Here is a 17,026-nt window from a genome sequence, read left to right as displayed (position 1 = left end):
GCCATGGCGCAAACCGATGCTCCTCCCCTCACCGGGCTGCCCCCGCTGACCTTGCTGATCGCCGCGCCACGCGGCTTTTGCGCGGGGGTCGATCGGGCGATCCGGATCGTCGAGCTGGCGATCGAGCGCTACGGCGCGCCGGTCTACGTGCGTCACGAGATCGTCCACAACAAGTTCGTGGTCGACGACCTGCGCGCCCGCGGCGCCGTCTTCGTCAAGGAGCTCGACGAGGTCCCCGACGGCGTGCCGGTCGTCTTCTCGGCACATGGCGTGCCCAAAGCCGTACCCGCCAAGGCCGCGGAGCGCGGGCTCGACTATCTCGACGCCACCTGCCCCTTGGTCTCGAAGGTTCACCGCCAGGCCGAACGGCATGTCGCCAACCACCGCCACATCCTGTTCATCGGCCATGCCGGCCACCCCGAGGTGATCGGCACGTTCGGCCAGGTCGAGCCGGGCCAGATCACGCTGATCGAAAGCGCCGAGCAAGCGGAGACGATCGTACCGCCGCCCGGCGGCGAGCTCGCCTATCTGACGCAGACGACCTTGTCGGTCGACGACACAGCGGAGATCGTCGCGATCCTCGAACGCCGCTTCCCGCACATCCAGCGGCCGATCGGGGAGGACATCTGCTATGCGACGTCGAACCGTCAGGCGGCGGTCAAGGAAATCGCCAGCCACGCCGATGCTGTGCTTGTGATCGGCGCTCCCAACAGCTCCAATTCGGTGCGCCTGGTCGAGGTCGCCGAGCGCGAGGGCGTGCGGGCCCGCCTGATCGCGCGGGCAAGCGACATCGAGCTTGAATGGCTCGCCGGGGTGCGCCGGCTGGGCATCACCGCAGGCGCCTCGGCTCCCGAGATACTCGTGCGCGAGGTCGTCGACTTCCTGCGTGCTCATTTCGAGGTCGTCGAGGAGCCGGTGCAGGGCGTCGAGGAGCGGATCGTCTTCAAGCTGCCGCGCGGGCTCGAAGCCGCCTGAACCGCAGACGATGGCCGATGTCGAGATTTTCACCGATGGCGCGTGCAAGGGCAATCCAGGCCCGGGAGGCTGGGGCGCGATCATCCGCTCGGGCGCGCGCGAGCGCGAGCTCGCGGGCGGCGAACCTCTGACCACCAACAACCGGATGGAGCTGATGGCCGCGATCCGCGCGCTCGAGGCGCTCAAGCGGCCATGCCGCGTGACCTTGACCACCGACAGCGTCTACGTCCGTGACGGGATCACCAAATGGATCCACGGCTGGCAGCGCAACGGCTGGCGGACCGCGGACAGGAAGCCGGTCAAGAATGCCGATCTGTGGCAGGAGCTGCTCGACGCCGCCCGGCCGCACCAGATCGACTGGCAGTGGGTGAAGGGTCATGCCGGCCATCCCGAGAACGACCGCGCCGACCGCTTGGCCTGCGATGCCGCCGCTCAGTTCGTGAAGCGCGTCGCCAGATAAGGCGATGGATCAATCTGTGCGACCATCGGGTCGGGCGCCTCGCGGAGCAGCAGGCCGGCGGCGAGCTTCGCGGCAGCCGGCGCGGTCTGGATGCCGAAGCCGCCCTGCCCCGCGCACCAGAAGAAGCCAGGCGCGCTCTCGGCATAGCCATAGACCGGCAACCGGTCCGGTGCGAAGCTCCTGAGGCCGGCCCATTTATGCTCGATCCTCTCGATCCGCCAGTCGACGACCCGCTGCAGGCGATCGATCGCGAGCGCCACATCATATTCCTCGGCCGCCGCGTCGCACGCCGCGCACGCGGTCTCGTCATGCGGGCTGAGCCACAGGCGACCCGCCTCGGGCTTGAAGTAGAAACGGCCGAGCGCGTCGATCACCAGCGGCAGCTCGGCCGGAACCGGCGGATCGACGCGAAGCTGCACGATTGTTCGCCGATAAGGCTGGATCCCGATCGGGCGCAGTCCCGCCATCGCGGCGACAGAGTCCGCCCACGCCCCGGCGGCATTGACCACCACTTCCGCCTCGATCGGGCCTTGCCGCGTCTCCAGCCGCCAGCCGCTCGGCAGGCGGTGGATCGCGGTCACGGGCGCGTCAACGACCAGCTCCGCCCCGAGCCGGCGCGCAGCCTTGAGATAGGCGCCGTGAAGCGCCGCGACGTCGATGTCGCTGCAGCTGGGCTCGGCAAGTCCGCTCTGCCAACCGGGCCTTAGACCCGGGATATGGCGTTCGAGCTCGGCACGCCCGAGCCGTTCGAGCGTGATGCCGGACGCCGCGAATTCGCGCTGCATCGCCTCAAGCGCGGCTTCCTCCCCTGCCTCGACCAGCGAGATCGCACCGCGCGGGCGTAGAAACGAACTTTCGTGAAAGCCGGCGGGCGGGTCGCGGAGAAAACCCCCCGATGCCGTGGTGAGCGGCTGGACGAGCGGACCGCCGTAGCTTTCCGACCAGAAAGCCGCGGAGCGCCCGGTCGCGTGATAGCCGGGATGCGCTTCGGCCTCGATCAGCAGCAGCGTTGCGCGTCCGCCGATCTCGGCGGCGAGGCTCGCGCCGGCCATGCCGGCACCAATGATCGCGACGTCGCTCCGCCGGGGCGTCACGGCTTCGATCCCGGCTGGATCAGCACGGCAGCGACGATGGGTCGGTTAACGGCATTTAATTTCATCGGGCGTGGTTACGGTTTTGAAAGCAACGGCGTCTACAGACGTAAACCATGTTGGGGCATCTCGCTGAAATTCTGGTCGGCATTCTCGCCGTTTTGATCCTTATCGCAGCGGCGTGGGACGTGCGCACGCGTACCATTCCCAACTGGCTCAACGGAGCCATTGCCGTGTTGGCCATCCCCTTCTGGTGGGCATCTGGCCTGGATCTGTGGCCCGACGTCGCCCTCCAGATCGGGATCGCGCTCGCGGTGTTCGGCCTGTTCACCATTGCCTTCGCCTATGGCGCGATGGGCGGCGGGGACGTCAAGATGGTCGGCGCTCTCGCCTTGTGGCTGCCGCCCGCAGCGGTCGTGATGATGCTGATCATCATGTCGCTTGCCGGAGGGGCCCTGACCGCCGTGATGCTGGTGCGGCATCGCGTCAGCAAGGCTCAGCATCAACTCGAGATTCCTTACGGGGTCGCGATCGCCATGGCCGGGATTTGGCTAATTGGCGAACGTTTTCTTAACCAATTTGCGTGATGGGTAACATCGGGTTTCACTCGGACCCAACAGGAGGCGATCGTCGTCATGGATGTTAAAAAGCTCGTGCTACTGATCGGAGCGCTCGTGATCGCGGCGGTGACCGCCGTGATGGCGAAAAACTTGTTCAGCGGGGCAAGCGCTCCTCAGGTCCAGGCGGCGCCCGTGGTTCCGGCAGGTCCCGAAGTCCTTGTCGCGACACGCTCCCTCCCGGTCGGAACGATCATCGACGCAGAGGCGCTGCGCTACCAGATTTGGCCGCAGGGCCTCGTCCAGCCCGCCTACTTCATCAAAGGCGAGGGAAACTCTGATCCCAGCGCGCTGATCGGCACCGTCGTGCGCAACGAAATCAGCGCCGGCCAGCCGCTGACGCAGGGCTCGCTCATCAAGCCGGGCGAGCGCGGCTTCCTTGCCGCGGCGCTTGGGCCGGGCATGCGCGCGATCACCGTTCCGGTGTCCAACATCAGCGGCGTCGCCGGCTTCGTTTTCCCGGGTGACCGGGTGGACATGGTCCTGACCCAGCAGGTCGGCGGCGGCGAAGGCCCCCCTCTCAAGGTTTCCGAGACCATCCTGCGCAACCTGCGCGTGCTCGCCACCGACCAGCGCACCAACGCTGCCGGCGAAGACGGCAAGCCCGAAGTGCGCAGCGCCGCCTCGGTCACGCTCGAAGCCACTCCGAAAATCGCCGAAAAGATCTTGGTCGCGCAGACCATCGGGTCGCTGTCGCTGTCGCTGCGCTCGATCGCCGACAACACGGCCGAGCTGGAGCGCGCGATCGCTGCCGGCGAGATCGAAGTCCCGAAGAGCGACGATCCGAACGCCGAGAAGCGCATGCTGCTCGCGATCGCCAACAAGCCAATCGACACTACCCCCACCTTCACCGTCGGCGGCGACGTCTCGCGCTACCAGCGCCGGACCGTCCCGGTGGCAAAGCAGGAAGGCGGCTCATCCGACCAAAGCAGCATACCGGGCGCGGCCCTTGGACCAGTGGTCCGTGTCGCGCGGGGCAATGCTCCTGTCCTCATCGTTCCGCTGGGAGCCAAGTAAGATGAAAAAGCGTATCTTGAGCCATACCGTCGGGACGGCATTGTCGGCCGTGCTGGCACTCGGTATCGCCGCCACCAGCTCGGCTCCGGTCCAGGCGCAGACCAACGCGGTGCGCCCGACGAGCGAAATCGTGATCAGCGCCGGCACCGGCCGCCTCGTCCGCCTCAACGGCACGATGTCGGATCTGTTCGTCGCCGATCCCAATATCGCCGACGTCCAGGTGCGCTCGGCGAACCAGCTCTATATCTTCGGCAGGGCGCCCGGCGAGACCACCATCTACGCCACCAACAAAGCCGGCAAGGTGGTCTATTCGGCCAGCGTCCAGGTCGGCTCGAACACCGCGTCGGTGGGGCAGTTCCTCCGCACCGCGATGCCCGAAGCCCGTATCCAGGCAACGCCGATGAACGGTGTCATCCTGCTCACCGGCACGGTCGCCAAGCCCGAGGACGCCGAGGAGGCGGCCCGGATCGTCCAGGCCTATGTCGGCCCTGCGAGCAAGATCGTCAGCCGCATCAAGACCGCGACGCCGCTGCAGGTCATGCTCAGGGTCCGCTTCGCCGAGGTCAGCCGCTCGCTGGTCAAGGAAGTAGGCGTCAACCTGCTTAGCCGCGACACGACCGGCGGCTTCCTGTTCGGGATCGGCTCGGGTGCTCGTTCGCCCGGAACAATCACCGACATGGCGACGACCTTTCCGATGATGGACGCCTCGAGCCTGTACAATCTGCCGGCGGGCTCGGTCAGGCTTCCGTTCAATCCCGCCAATGGCCAGTTCGTTACGTCGCCGGGAACGCAATATACGTTCGACAAGGTCCTCGGAAAAACGGTGCTCGGCGGCGCCGGAAGCTTGTTCGGCCTCGATATCCTTGCGGCGCTGGACCTTGCCGAGCAGGACGGCCGCGTAGCGACGTTGGCCGAGCCGACGCTGACCGCATTGTCGGGCGAAACCGCCAGCTTCCTCGCCGGCGGCGAGTTCCCGATCCCGATCTCGCAATCGCTTGGTTCGATCAGCGTCGAATATAAGCAATATGGCGTTGGCCTGGCGTTCACGCCGACCGTGCTCGCCGACGGCCGCATTTCGATGCGAGTCCGCCCCGAGGTGTCCGAGCTGTCCGACCAGGGAAGCATTCGTCTGAACGGCTTCCAGGTCCCTGCCCTCACCACCCGCCGTGCCGAAACGACGGTCGAGCTGGGCTCGGGCCAGAGCTTCGTGATCGGCGGCCTGCTGCGCAATTCGAGCAACAACAGCACGGACAAGGCGCCGTGGCTGGGCGATCTGCCCGTTCTCGGCGCTTTGTTCCGCTCGAACAGCTTCCGCCGCTCGGAAACCGAACTGGTGATCGTCGTCACGCCATATCTGGTGAAGCCGGTTTCCGATGATCAGATCGCGCTGCCGACCGACGGCTTCCGTACCGCGACCGATTTCCAGCGCGTGGTGCTTGATCAGGGCCACTCGAGCCGGACCGGGGAGCGGCGGCCAGGCGCCGTCATGGCGCCGCCGCAAGCGGTGCCGGCGCTGCCCGGGCCCTCGGCCGGGACCTTTGGGCCGGCCCCTGCCCCAGCCCCCGCCAATCAGCGTGCAGGAGCGCCGAGCGCTTCGCCCGCTCCCGGCTTCAACTTCTAACGTCGGGCCCGCCCCGCAAAGGACAGCATGACCATGGCACGCTTCACCAATACTGCCGCTCTCCTGATGGCCGGACTCGCCGTCAGCGGCTGCGGGATGAACTCCCGTACATCGCCCGTGCACTCCAACCGGAGCCTCTATTCGGAGAACCAGCCGGTCGTTCAGCGCACCGACTACGTGATCGACCTGGCAACCGGCGGCAATGGCATCCCGCACGCCGAGCTCGGCCGGCTTGCCGAATGGTATGATACGATGGGCCTTCGCTACGGCGACCGGATTGCGGTCGACAATCCTTATGGCGATGCCGGGGTCCGCGAGGATGTCGCAAGGGTCACGGCCGACTATGGCCTGCTGCTGAGCGACGCCGCGCCAATCACGGCGGGCGCCGTCCAACCAGGATTGGTCCGTGTGGTGGTGAGCCGCACGACCGCGAGCGTGCCGAGCTGCCCCAACTGGCGGCAAGCCAGACTGCCGGGCGCTGCGGTTTCGACCGCGTCCGAACACGGCTGCGCGACCAATTCGAACCTGGCCGCGATGATCGCCGATCCGAACGATCTGGTGCTTGGTCAAGAGGGCGCGGTTTCGGGCGATCCGGCCACCGCCGTCAAGGCGATCAAGCAATATCGCGATGCCCAGCCCACAGGGGCAAACGGCATCGAGAAGGTTACCACGTCAGGGGGGAAATGATGAACGCGCCGTTTCATGCTTCACGCGCAGCCGCACTGCGTGATCCCTTCACTGCCTTCGTGTGCGACGACGCGACCGCGGAAATGCTGCGGCCGATCGCGGTCGAGCACGGCTGGGCACCGGAGAAGGTCAACAAGGGCGGCCTGCGCAATGCCGTCCAGTCGCTGTCCGTTTCGGCCAGCCCGAACATCCTGTTCGTCGATCTGTCCGAATCGGGGGATCCGCTGAACGACATCAACGCGCTCGCGGAGGTCTGCGAACCGGGAACGGTCGTGATCGCGGCCGGCCAGGTCAACGACGTCCGCCTCTACCGCGACCTCGTCGCCAGCGGCATTCAGGATTATCTGCTGAAGCCGTTCAGCGCCGACCAGTTGCGCGATGCCTTCGCCAACGCGCAGATGACGATTTCCGGGCCTCGGCTGAACGAGCCTTCCGCCGAAAAGCCGCACGTCATGGCGGCGGTGATCGGCGTTCGCGGCGGCGTCGGCGCCTCGACGATCGCGACATCACTGGCGTGGCTGATGGGCGAGAAAGCCGGCCGCTCGACCTCGCTTCTCGATCTCGACGTCCATTTCGGCACCGGTGCTCTCGCGCTGGACCTCGAGCCGGGACGCGGCCTCACTGATGCGATCGAGAATCCAAGCCGTATCGACGGGCTGTTCATCGAACGCGCGATGGTCAGGGCCAATGAAAAATTGTCCGTCCTTTCGGCCGAAGCGCCGATCAATCAACCGATGCTGACCGATGGCGCAGCCTTCTTCCAGCTCCAGGAAGAGATGCGCAATGCGTTCGAAAGCACGGTGATCGACCTTCCGCGCGCGATGCTGGTGCAATATCCGCATCTCGTGCACGACGCGCACGTCACCGTCGTCGTCAGCGAGTTCACCCTTGCCGGCACCCGCGATACGATCCGAATTCTCTCCTGGCTCAAGACCAACGCACCGCAATCGCGCGTGATCATGGTCGCGAACCGGGTCGTGAACGGCGGCGTGCAGGAGATCAGCCGCAAGGATTTCGAGCAGTCGATCGAGCGCAAGGTCGACATCGTCATCCCGTTCGACCCGAAAGCGGCGTCGCAGGCGGCGAAGCTCGGCCAGCCGCTCGCCAAGGTCTCGGGCAATGCCAGGGTCTCGCAGCCGCTCGGCCAGTTGCTGACGATGACGGTCACCGCCGTCGACGCGCAGAACGAGGCCGAGGCGCCTGCCGGCGGCGGATCGCTGCTCGGCAAATTGAACTTCAAGTCGTTCGTTCCGATGAAGAAGGCCAAGGCGGCGGGTTGAGGCGCCTCGCCGACCGCCGCCAGGTAGAACGAAAAAGGGCCGCAGATGCCGATTACGACGATCGCATTATTGATGTTCGGGATGCTGGCCACGCTTGCGCTGGTCTATTTCGCGGTTGCCGGTCCTTCCGCGTCGAAAGCGCAGACGCGCCGGATCGAGGAACTGCGCGAGCGGCATAGCCGCTCGACCGAAGTTGCCGCCCAGGTCCAGATGAAGCGCATCCTCGGCCCGCGCGAGGCCAGCAAGATGGATACGCTCGCCCAGCGCTTCATTCCCAATCCCGCCTTGCTCCGCCACCGCATCGAGCAGACCGGCCGCGAGTGGACGCTTGCGCAATATGGCATGACCAGCCTCGGCATCGCGCTGATGGTGACGCTCGTCGTGGCGCTCAGGGGTGCGCCAATCTATTTGGCGATCGTGCTCGGCCTGTTCGCCGGTATCGCACTGCCGCACTTTTTCATCGGCAAGCTGATCAAGCGCCGGGTCGCCCAGTTCACCGTCCGCTTTCCGGACGCGCTCGAGCTGATGGTGCGCGGCCTGCGCTCGGGTCTGCCGATTTCCGAGACGATCGGGATCGTCGCCAGCGAGATCGGCGGTCCGGTCTCGGCCGAATTCCAGATCGTGTCGGACAAGATGAAGATCGGCCGAACGATGGAGGTGGCGCTTCAGGAGACGGCCGATCGCCTCAACACTCCGGAATTCCAGTTCTTCGTCATCACGCTGGCGATCCAGCGCGAGACCGGCGGCAACCTCGCCGAGACGCTCGCCAATCTCGCCGACGTGCTGAGGAAGCGTGCCCAGATGAAGCTCAAGATCCGCGCAATGTCTTCCGAGGCCAAGGCCTCGGCCTATATCGTCGGGTCGCTGCCGTTCATCGTATTCGGGCTGATCTGGATGTCCAACGGCCCCTATCTCGCCGGCTTCTTCACCGAGCCGCGGCTGATGATCGCCGGTGTCGTTGGCATCGTCTGGATGGGTATCGGCGTGTTCATCATGGCCAAGATGGTCAATTTCGAGATCTGAGCGGAAGGCGTTTCGAGCATGGCAGGGCCATCAGTAATGGGTATCGACGTGACGATGGTCGCGACCGGGCTTGCCGCGCTGGCGACCCTGTCGGTGATGACGGCCATCTATGCCGCGACGACGGTGCGCGATCCGATGGCCAAGAGGGTCAAGGCACTCAACGAGCGCCGCGAGCAGCTCAAGGCCGGTATCGTCGCTTCGACTTCGAAGCGCCGCAAGATCACCAACAAGAACGAGGCGGCGGACAAGGTCCGAAACGTCCTCAGCTCGCTCAAGATGCTTCAGGACGAGCAGGTCGTGAAGGCCCAGAGCAAGCTGATGCAGGCCGGCATCCGTTCCAAGGACCTCGCGTTCGTCGTCATTTTCGCGCGTTTCGTTCTCCCGGTGGTGATTGGCGGCTTCGTGATCGTCGGCGTCTATGTCCTCGACTGGTTTCCGGAATGGGGCGCCATCAAGAAATATCTGTTCGTCGCAGGCGCGCTGATCGGCTGCTACAAGGCGCCCGACATCTGGCTGGGGAACAAGATCTCGAAGCGCAGCGCCGCGATCCGCAAGGGATTGCCCGACGCGCTCGACCTGCTCGTGATCTGCGCCGAGGCCGGCCTCACCGTCGACGCGGCGTTCAACCGGGTCGCCAAGGAGCTCAGCAAGGCCTATCCCGAGCTCGGCGACGAGTTCGCGCTGACCTCGATCGAGCTTGGCTTCCTGACCGACCGGCGCACCGCTTTCGAGAATCTTGCCAAGCGCATCGACCTCGAAGCGGTCCGCGGCGTCGTCACGACGATGATCCAGACCGAGAAATACGGCACGCCGCTCGCGTCCGCGCTGCGCGTCCTCTCGGCCGAGTTCCGCAACCAGCGCATGATGCGCGCCGAGGAAAAGGCCGCACGCCTGCCGGCGATCATGTCGGTGCCGCTGATCCTGTTCATCCTGCCGACCCTGTTCATCGTCATTCTCGGCCCGGCAGCCTGCTCGCTCTCCGACGTCTTCAGCTAGAGCCTGCAGGCCAATACGGCAGCGGAACAATCGGGGGCCTCTGCTGATTGTCTTCGGACGATCAGCGGAGGTTTTTGTCCATGACGCCGTTCACCGTTCAACAATGGAGCATCGTAGCGCTCGTTTTCCTGCTCGGGCTGGTCTTGGGCATGTACATGCTCGCCGGCGGCCGGTGGAAGCGACGCTACCAGGAGGAACACGACCGCAACATCGCGCTCGAGGCGGAAAATGCGCGGTTGCGCACCGAGGCGCGCGAGATGGAATCGCTCCGTCACGCGGCGGCCAAGACGCCGCCGCCCGATGCACGCACGCCGCTATAGGTCGAGGAACGGCAGAGGCGCCCCCCTCCCTGGGTCGGATCAGGCCGCTCTTTCCCTGAGCGCCGCCTGCGCGGCGGCAAGCCGTGCGATCGGAACGCGATAGGGCGAGGCCGAGACGTAATCGAGGCCGATGCCGTGGCAAAAGGCGATCGAGGCGGCATCCCCGCCATGCTCGCCGCAGATGCCGAGCTTGAGGCCCGGCGCCGTGCTCCGGCCGCGCTCGGCGGCGATCGAGATCAGTTCGCCGACACCATCGGCATCGATCGTGACGAACGGATCGCGCGGATAGATGCCGTTCTCGATATATTGAGTGAGGAAGCGGCTGGCATCGTCGCGGCTGAGGCCGAGCGTCGTCTGGGTGAGATCATTGGTCCCGAAGCTGAAAAATTCCGCGTCTTCGGCGATGACCGCGGCCTGCAGCGCAGCGCGCGGCAGCTCGATCATCGTGCCGACCAGATAATCGACCGACTGGCCCGTCTCCTCGAAGACGGCCTTGGCGGTGCGGTCGATCAGCGCGCGGATGATCTTCAGCTCCGCCCCGGTCGACACCAGCGGCACCATCACCTCCGGCGTCGGAGCCGCGCCGCTGTCCCGCGCGACGGCGACGGCCGCCTCGAAGATCGCGCGGGCCTGCATCTCGTATATTTCGGGATAGGTGATGCCGAGCCGGCAGCCGCGGTGCCCGAGCATCGGATTGAACTCGTGCAGCTCGGTGACTCGGCGCTTGAGGGTCTCGACGCTCACGCCGGCGGCTTGCGCCACTGCTTCGAACTCGTCCTCGCCGTGCGGCAGGAATTCGTGCAGCGGCGGATCGAGCAGCCGGATCGTCACCGGCAGGCCGGCCATGATCTGGAAGATCTCGACGAAGTCGCTGCGCTGCTCGGGAAGCAATTTCTCGAGCGCGGCACGCCGGCCGGCCTCGCTGTCGGCGAGGATCATCTGGCGGACGTTGATGATCCGCGCCGCGTCGAAGAACATATGCTCGGTCCGGCACAGGCCGATGCCTTCGGCACCGAACTCGCGCGCGGTGCGGCAGTCCGCCGGCGTCTCGGCATTGGCCCGGACCCGCAGCCGGCGGACGTTGTCGGCCCAGCCCATCAGCCCGCTGAAATCGCCGGTCAGGCTCGGCTGGATGGTCGGCACCGCGCCAAGCATCACCTCGCCGGTCGACCCGTCGATCGTGACCGTATCGCCCTCGCGCACCTCGACCGAGCCGACCTTCATCACCTTGGTGGCATAATTGATCGAAAGACTGCCCGCGCCGCTGACGCACGGCCGCCCCATGCCGCGCGCCACGACGGCGGCGTGGCTGGTCATGCCGCCGCGCGCGGTGAGAATGCCCTGCGCGGCGTGCATGCCGTGGATATCCTCGGGCGAGGTCTCGATGCGGATCAGGATCACGGCTTCGCCGAGCGCGGCGTGGCGTTCAGCGGTATCGGCGTCGAACACCGCCTGGCCGCAGGCCGCGCCCGGCGATGCCGGAAGGCCCTTGGCGATGACGTTGCGCGGCGCATCGGGATCGAGCGCCGGATGGAGAAGCTGGTCGAGCGCGGCCGGATCGACCCGGAGGATCGCCTCTTCCTGCGTGATCAGCCCCTCGTGGACCATGTCCGATGCGATCTTGAGCGCCGCGCGGGCGGTGCGCTTGCCGCTCCGCGTCTGCAGCATCCACAATTTGCCGCGTTCGACGGTGAACTCGATGTCCTGCATGTCGCGATAATGGTTTTCGAGCGAGTCGAAGACCTTGGTGAGTTCGCCGTAGACCTCCGGCAGCGCCTCCTCCATCGAAGCTGCCTTGGCGCCGGCGACCTCGCGCGCGCGCCTGGTCAGATATTGCGGGGTGCGGATGCCGGCGACGACGTCCTCACCCTGCGCGTTGATCAGATATTCGCCGTAATAGGCATGCTCGCCGGTCGAAGGATCGCGCGTGAACGCGACGCCCGTCGCGGACGTCTCGCCCATGTTGCCGAACACCATCGCCTGGATATTGACCGCCGTGCCCCAGTCGCCCGAAATCGAATTAAGGCGGCGATAGACTCGCGCGCGCTCGGACTGCCAGGATTCGAACACCGCGCCGATCGCGCCCCACAATTGCTCTTCCGCATCCTGCGGGAACGGCCTTCCCCACAGCTCCTCGACCAGCTCCATGTAGCGGCCGGTGAGCGCGCGCCAATCATCCGCGTCGAGCTCGGTGTCGAGATGGACGCCCTTATCCTCCTTGGCGAGCTCGAGCGATTCCTCGAACGCGCTGTGATCGAGGCCGAGGACAACATCGGCGTACATCTGGATGAAGCGGCGGTAGCTGTCCCACGCGAAGCGCGGATCGCCGCTCGCTTTCGCCAGCCCGACGACCGTCGCCTCGTTGAGGCCAAGATTGAGCACCGTGTCCATCATGCCGGGCATCGACACCCGCGCTCCGGAGCGCACCGAGACCAGCAACGGATCGGCCGCGTCGCCGAAGCGCTTGCCGGTCACCTTCTCGATGTGAGCGATGCCTTCGGCGACTTCGGCGCGCAACGAGTCCGGGAAGGCCTTTCCCTCGGCATAGAAACGCGTGCACATCTCGGTCGAGATGGTGAAGCCGGGAGGCACCGGCAGGCCAATCGACGCCATTTCGGCGAGGTTCGCGCCCTTGCCGCCGAGCAGCTCCTTATCGCCCTTACCGCCCTCGGAGAGACCTCCGCCGAACCGGTACACATAACGAGTCATTCAAATGCCCTTTCGAACTTAAATGTGAGGCTCAACCCTCGATCTTCGAGAAATCCGCGACGCGGTGGAACGCATCCCGCATCCGCGCCAGAAGCGCGAGTCGCGCTTCGCGCTTCGGCGGATCAGGATCGTTGACGGTGACTTTGTCGAAAAACGCATCGACCGGCGCGCGCAGGCCGGCAAGCGCCGCCATCGCGCCGGCAAAATCCTCCGCCGCAACGGCACGCGCCGCCTCCGGCTCGGCGGCGTCGAGCGCCGCCACCAGCGCGGCTTCTTCCGCGGCAGGCTGGTAGGCGGGCACAGCCGCACCGGCCGGTCCGTTCCACCCCTCCTTCTTGAGGATGTTCGCACCGCGCTTGTACCCCGCGAGCAGATCGCTGCCGGCCGGCGTCTCGACGAATGACTGCAGCGCGCTGACCCGCGCCAGCAGCCGGACGAGATCGTCCTCGCCGCCGAGCGCGAACACGGCGTCGATCAAATCGTGGCGGACACCCGCCTCGCGCTGCTGCACCTTGAGCCTGTCGGCAAAGAATTCGAGCAACGCCTGCTGCTGGTCTTCGACGGCGAATTGCTGGTCGCGGAAGCGTGCCGCCGCGGCCGGAAACACCGTTCCGAGCGGCAGGCGAAGCGCGTTCTCGGTGATCAGGCGGATCACCGCCAGCGCCGCGCGGCGGAGCGCGAACGGATCCTTGGATCCGGTCGGCCGCTCGCCTATTCCGAAGAAGCCGGCCAGGGTGTCGATCTTCTCGGCAAGCGCCACCGCGATCGAAACCGGCTCGTCCGGGCAGGCGTCATCGGGACCCAGCGGCCGGTAATGCGCCTCGATCGCCGCCGCCACCTCGGGCGCTTCGCCGCGCGCCGTGGCATAATAGCGGCCCATCACGCCCTGGAGCTCGGGGAATTCGCCGACCATGCCGCTGACGAGATCGGCCTTGGCCAGCGCCGCCGAACGGCGCGCGCCGTCATCGTCGAGCCGAGGCATGTGCGGCGCGAGATCGTCGACCAGCGCCACCATCCGCGACACCCGCTGCGCGAGCGTGCCGAGTTTCTCGTGGAAGACGATCTGCTCGAGCTTCCTGGCCTGCTCCTCCAACGGCGTCTTGAGATCCTGCTCCCAGAAGAATTTGGCATCGGACAGCCGCGCCGCGAGGACCTTCTCGTTGCCGGCGACGATCGCCCTTCCGCCGTCGGCCGCTTCGATATTGGCGGTGCAGATGAAATTCGGCGCAAGCGCGCCCGAGGCGCCGGTGCAGGCGAAATATTTCTGGTTGGCGCGCATCGTCAGCTGGATCACCTCGCGCGGCACGTCGAGAAAGGCCGGATCGAAGCGGCCGAGCAAGGGCACCGGCCATTCGGTGAGGCCGGCGTTCTCGGCGACCAGCCCCTCGTCGGGGACCAATGTCAGCCCCTCCGCCGTCGCTGCGCTCGCCGCGCCGTCGCGGATGATCGCCTGGCGCTCGGCGGGGTCGATGATGACATGGCAGGCGCGCAATTTCTCGGCATAATCGTGGGCGCTGCCGATCGTGATGATGCCGGGGTGATGGAAGCGGTGGCCCACGCTCGCGGCACCGGAACGCACGCCATGCACTTCGCAGTCGACGATCTCCTCGCCGAGCAGCGCGACGATGCCGTGCAGCGGACGGACCCAGCGAATGCTCTCGGTCGACGCCGAGGCTTCGCCCCAGCGCATCGACTTGGGCCATGGAAAGGCGCGGATGACGGCGGGGATCGCTTCGGCGAGAATGGCGACGGTGGCGCGCCCGGGCCGGCGGACGGTCGCGAACAGCATCGTCACGCCCTTCTTGTCCTGGCGCTCCTCGACCTGGTCGCGGGTCAGCCCAGTCGCCTTGAGGAATCCCTCGATCGCCTGCGGCGGCGCATCGGCGCGCGGACCTCTGCGTTCCTCGCTCGATGCAGCGCTCTCGAGCGGCAGGTCGCGCGCGATCAGCGCGAGCCGCCGCGGCGTCGCATAGGTCTCTATCGCTGTGGCAGCGAGCCCGGAGCCCGCAAGCTGCGCCTCGAACAGCCGCGCCAGATCGTCGCAGGCCTTGGCCTGCATGCGCGCAGGAATTTCCTCGGACAGGAGCTCGAGCAGGAAATCGGCCATCAGCTGTCCCAGCCGTTCTTTTCCATCCAGGCCTGGCAGGCGCCCTTCGCGAGGTCGCGGACCCTGCCGATATAGGCCTGACGCTCGGCGACCGAGATCACGCCGCGCGCATTGAGCAGGTTGAAGATATGGCTGGCCTTGATCGCCTGGTCATAAGCGGGAAGCGGCAATGCGCGGTCGATGCAGCGGCGGCACTCGTCGGCGGCGTCGCGGAACCAGCGGAACAGGGTGTCGCTGTTCGCGACCTCGAAATTATAGGCGCTGAACTCGCGCTCGTTCTCGAGGAACACGTCGCCGTAGCTCACGCCCGCGTCGTTGAAGGCGAGATCGTAGACGCTGTCCTTGCCCTGGATATACATCGCCAGCCGTTCGAGGCCGTAGGTGAGCTCGCCGGAGACCGGTTTGCAATCATAGCCGCCAACCTGCTGGAAGTAGGTGAATTGCGTCACCTCCATTCCGTCGCACCAAACCTCCCAGCCAAGGCCCCAGGCGCCCAGTGTCGGGCTTTCCCAATCGTCCTCGACGAAGCGGATGTCGTGGCGGGTGAAATCGATCCCAATCGCCGCGAGGCTTCCAAGATAGAGGTTCTGGAGGTCGGCCGGGCTCGGCTTGAGGATCACCTGATACTGATAATAATGCTGGAGCCGGTTCGGGTTCTCGCCATAGCGGCCGTCGGTCGGGCGGCGCGATGGTTGGACGTAGGCGGCCTTCCACGGATTCGGGCCGAGCGCGCGCAGCGCGGTCGCAGGATGGAAGGTGCCGGCGCCCATTTCCATGTCATAGGGCTGAAGAATCACACAGCCCTGCGCGCTCCAATAATCGTGGAGCGTCAGGATGAGCTTCTGGAAGCTGAGCGGCTTGTCCCGTTCCACCGAGTTGCAACTTCGTGACTGTTGTAGGAGCGGCTCCGCCTTGGCCGATGGGCCATGACTGGTCAAGGCAGCGCTCCGCGGCGGCCGGACGATCGGTGCGCGCGTGCCCTTTTTACCACCCGTTCATCCGATTTGCGCACATTCGGCGGGGCCCCTAAACAGGCTGGGCCTCCCAGCCACGAGGCGGTAAGAAGTGTCCGGGGCAAGAGCTTCGCATCAAAGGGAATTCACGACATGAATTGGTTCGCCCCCGCGGCAGCAGCGGTGCTTGCCGTGCTGTTTCCCTCGAATGCGGACTCGCGTGCGCGGCCTGATATCGATCCTGCCGTCTGGGTCGTGAGGGATGCCGACACGACCATCTACATGTTCGGCACCTTCCACCTGCTCGACGGCAAGAGCGATTGGTTCAACGACGAGGTTCGGACCGCGTTCGATGCGGCGCAGGAAGTCACGCTCGAGGCGATCATGCCCGACGACCCCCGCCTGCTCCAGGCGATGGTGATGAAATATGCGCTCGACCCGTCGGGCCGGACCCTGCCCGAGCGGCTCGACGCCGCCACCAGGACCAAGCTCGACCAGGCGCTGACCGCCGCCGGCGTGGAGCCGCGCAGCTTTGACCGTTTCAAGCCATGGTTCGCGGCCAGCGCCCTGACCAGCCTCAGCGTCGAGAGACATGGCCTGACCGGAGCCGCCGGCCCCGAAGCCGCGATCAAGCAGACCGCCCTTAGCAGCGGCAAGAAGATCAGCGAGCTGGAGGGGATCGAGAAGCAGTTGGCGATGTTCGATGGGCTGCCCGAGGCCGAGCAGGTGAAATATCTCGAGCAGTCGCTCGACGAGAATAGCGACCTCGACAAGCAATTGCCGGTGCTGCTCAAGGCGTGGGGTACCGGCAACACCAAGAAGCTTGCGGCGATGCTCAACGAGGGGCTGAAGAAGACGCCCGCGGTCTACAAGGCGATGTTCGTCGACCGCAACGCCGCCTGGACCGACTGGATCGTGCACCGGCTCGACAAGCCCGGAACCGTGTTCCTTGCGGTCGGCGCCGGCCATTTCGCGGGCAAGGACAGCGTGCTCGACATGCTCGCGCGCCGCGGCTTGAAGTGGAAACGCTACAAGGGCTGATCGCGAGAGCGCCGAAGCCGGGCGCTGCTTGTGCAAAAGCGCCACTGTGGCTATAGGCCGCCCCTTCCCCGCTCATGGTCATCCCTGGAGGCGTGAGAGACGGGGATTATTACCGACAAGTTTTGGAGA

General features: G+C 66.0%; 15 protein-coding genes. 11 read left to right on the top strand and 4 right to left on the bottom strand.

The genetic code is table 11. The annotated features are described in order from the left end of the window. Positions 1-3: 3 nt before the first annotated feature. Both ispH and rnhA read left to right on the top strand, forming a co-directional pair. On the top strand, positions 4-975 hold the full coding sequence (gene ispH / locus V6M48_RS08160) for a 4-hydroxy-3-methylbut-2-enyl diphosphate reductase (protein WP_332812036.1): 972 nt from the start codon (positions 4-6) through the stop codon (positions 973-975). A gap of 10 nt (positions 976-985) precedes the next feature. Beyond that, complete coding sequence (rnhA, locus tag V6M48_RS08155; protein WP_332812035.1) at positions 986-1,435, top strand: ribonuclease HI; 450 nt, start codon at positions 986-988, stop codon at positions 1,433-1,435. Here the strand turns inward: rnhA and V6M48_RS08150 are convergent. After that, a complete protein-coding gene (locus V6M48_RS08150; protein ID WP_332812034.1) occupies positions 1,408-2,529 on the bottom strand; it encodes an NAD(P)/FAD-dependent oxidoreductase in 1,122 nt (373 codons plus the stop codon). The two genes, rnhA and V6M48_RS08150, sit on opposite strands and share 28 nt — an antisense overlap. 113 nt (positions 2,530-2,642) lie before the next feature. Between V6M48_RS08150 and V6M48_RS08145 the strand changes: the two genes are divergently transcribed. The 8 genes from V6M48_RS08145 (at position 2,643) to V6M48_RS08110 (ending at position 10,087) form a co-directional block, all read left to right on the top strand. Beyond that, complete coding sequence (locus V6M48_RS08145) at positions 2,643-3,113, top strand: A24 family peptidase (protein WP_332812033.1); 471 nt, start codon at positions 2,643-2,645, stop codon at positions 3,111-3,113. A gap of 48 nt (positions 3,114-3,161) precedes the next feature. Continuing rightward, entirely contained in the window at positions 3,162-4,160 is a 999-nt protein-coding gene (cpaB, locus tag V6M48_RS08140; protein ID WP_332812032.1) for a Flp pilus assembly protein CpaB, read from the top strand. 1 nt (position 4,161) lies between these two features. Further along, positions 4,162-5,781 carry a type II and III secretion system protein family protein gene (locus V6M48_RS08135; protein ID WP_332812031.1) on the top strand — a complete coding sequence of 540 codons (1,620 nt, stop codon included), beginning with the start codon at positions 4,162-4,164 and terminating at the stop codon, positions 5,779-5,781. A gap of 27 nt (positions 5,782-5,808) precedes the next feature. Continuing rightward, positions 5,809-6,468 (top strand): CpaD family pilus assembly protein, encoded by a 660-nt coding sequence (locus tag V6M48_RS08130; RefSeq protein ID WP_332812030.1) that lies wholly within the window; start codon positions 5,809-5,811, stop codon positions 6,466-6,468. Continuing rightward, entirely contained in the window at positions 6,468-7,748 is a 1,281-nt protein-coding gene (locus V6M48_RS08125; protein WP_332812029.1) for a pilus assembly protein CpaE, read from the top strand. Before V6M48_RS08130 ends, V6M48_RS08125 begins: the two co-directional genes overlap by 1 nt. 45 nt (positions 7,749-7,793) lie before the next feature. Continuing rightward, complete coding sequence (locus V6M48_RS08120; protein ID WP_332812028.1) at positions 7,794-8,771, top strand: type II secretion system F family protein; 978 nt, start codon at positions 7,794-7,796, stop codon at positions 8,769-8,771. A gap of 18 nt (positions 8,772-8,789) precedes the next feature. Continuing rightward, positions 8,790-9,767 carry a type II secretion system F family protein gene (locus V6M48_RS08115; protein ID WP_332812027.1) on the top strand — a complete coding sequence of 326 codons (978 nt, stop codon included), beginning with the start codon at positions 8,790-8,792 and terminating at the stop codon, positions 9,765-9,767. 80 nt (positions 9,768-9,847) lie between these two features. After that, complete coding sequence (locus V6M48_RS08110; RefSeq protein WP_332812026.1) at positions 9,848-10,087, top strand: hypothetical protein; 240 nt, start codon at positions 9,848-9,850, stop codon at positions 10,085-10,087. A 39-nt stretch (positions 10,088-10,126) separates the two neighbouring features. Here the strand turns inward: V6M48_RS08110 and ppdK are convergent, their stop codons facing one another. Genes ppdK through V6M48_RS08095 form a run of 3 tightly spaced genes read right to left on the bottom strand, consistent with a single transcriptional unit; the run spans position 10,127 to position 15,775 of the window. Continuing rightward, entirely contained in the window at positions 10,127-12,796 is a 2,670-nt protein-coding gene (gene ppdK, locus V6M48_RS08105; RefSeq protein ID WP_332812025.1) for a pyruvate, phosphate dikinase, read from the bottom strand. Between the two features lie 31 nt (positions 12,797-12,827). Then, positions 12,828-14,903: a glycine--tRNA ligase subunit beta gene (gene glyS, locus V6M48_RS08100; RefSeq protein WP_332812024.1), complete on the bottom strand. Its 2,076-nt coding sequence runs from the start codon at positions 14,901-14,903 to the stop codon at positions 12,828-12,830. Then, positions 14,903-15,775, bottom strand: coding sequence for a glycine--tRNA ligase subunit alpha (locus V6M48_RS08095; RefSeq protein ID WP_332812023.1), 873 nt, complete (start codon positions 15,773-15,775; stop codon positions 14,903-14,905). The genes glyS and V6M48_RS08095 overlap by 1 nt, the downstream gene beginning before the upstream one ends. Positions 15,776-16,009: 234 nt before the next feature. Between V6M48_RS08095 and V6M48_RS08090 the strand changes: the two genes are divergently transcribed. After that, entirely contained in the window at positions 16,010-16,897 is an 888-nt protein-coding gene (locus V6M48_RS08090) for a TraB/GumN family protein (RefSeq protein WP_332812022.1), read from the top strand. The last annotated feature ends 129 nt before the right edge of the window (positions 16,898-17,026 follow it).

This window comes from Sphingomonas sp., assembly GCF_036677245.1.
Lineage (GTDB): Bacteria > Pseudomonadota > Alphaproteobacteria > Sphingomonadales > Sphingomonadaceae > Allosphingosinicella.
The sequence above is the reverse complement of the archived record's forward strand: the minus strand, read 5'-3'. Positions and strand labels throughout refer to the sequence as shown.

Excerpts from the sequence above, each read along its gene's own strand:
- ispH (WP_332812036.1), top strand. The coding sequence starts at position 4 with ATGGCGCAAACCGATGCTCCTCCCCTCACCGGGCTGCCCCCGCTGACC.
- rnhA (WP_332812035.1), top strand. The coding sequence starts at position 986 with ATGGCCGATGTCGAGATTTTCACCGATGGCGCGTGCAAGGGCAATCCA.
- V6M48_RS08145 (WP_332812033.1), top strand. The coding sequence starts at position 2,643 with ATGTTGGGGCATCTCGCTGAAATTCTGGTCGGCATTCTCGCCGTTTTG.
- cpaB (WP_332812032.1), top strand. The coding sequence starts at position 3,162 with ATGGATGTTAAAAAGCTCGTGCTACTGATCGGAGCGCTCGTGATCGCG.
- V6M48_RS08135 (WP_332812031.1), top strand. The coding sequence starts at position 4,162 with ATGAAAAAGCGTATCTTGAGCCATACCGTCGGGACGGCATTGTCGGCC.
- V6M48_RS08130 (WP_332812030.1), top strand. The coding sequence starts at position 5,809 with ATGACCATGGCACGCTTCACCAATACTGCCGCTCTCCTGATGGCCGGA.
- V6M48_RS08125 (WP_332812029.1), top strand. The coding sequence starts at position 6,468 with ATGAACGCGCCGTTTCATGCTTCACGCGCAGCCGCACTGCGTGATCCC.
- V6M48_RS08120 (WP_332812028.1), top strand. The coding sequence starts at position 7,794 with ATGCCGATTACGACGATCGCATTATTGATGTTCGGGATGCTGGCCACG.
- V6M48_RS08115 (WP_332812027.1), top strand. The coding sequence starts at position 8,790 with ATGGCAGGGCCATCAGTAATGGGTATCGACGTGACGATGGTCGCGACC.
- V6M48_RS08110 (WP_332812026.1), top strand. The coding sequence starts at position 9,848 with ATGACGCCGTTCACCGTTCAACAATGGAGCATCGTAGCGCTCGTTTTC.
- ppdK (WP_332812025.1), bottom strand. The coding sequence starts at position 12,796 with ATGACTCGTTATGTGTACCGGTTCGGCGGAGGTCTCTCCGAGGGCGGT.
- glyS (WP_332812024.1), bottom strand. The coding sequence starts at position 14,903 with ATGGCCGATTTCCTGCTCGAGCTCCTGTCCGAGGAAATTCCTGCGCGC.
- V6M48_RS08090 (WP_332812022.1), top strand. The coding sequence starts at position 16,010 with ATGAATTGGTTCGCCCCCGCGGCAGCAGCGGTGCTTGCCGTGCTGTTT.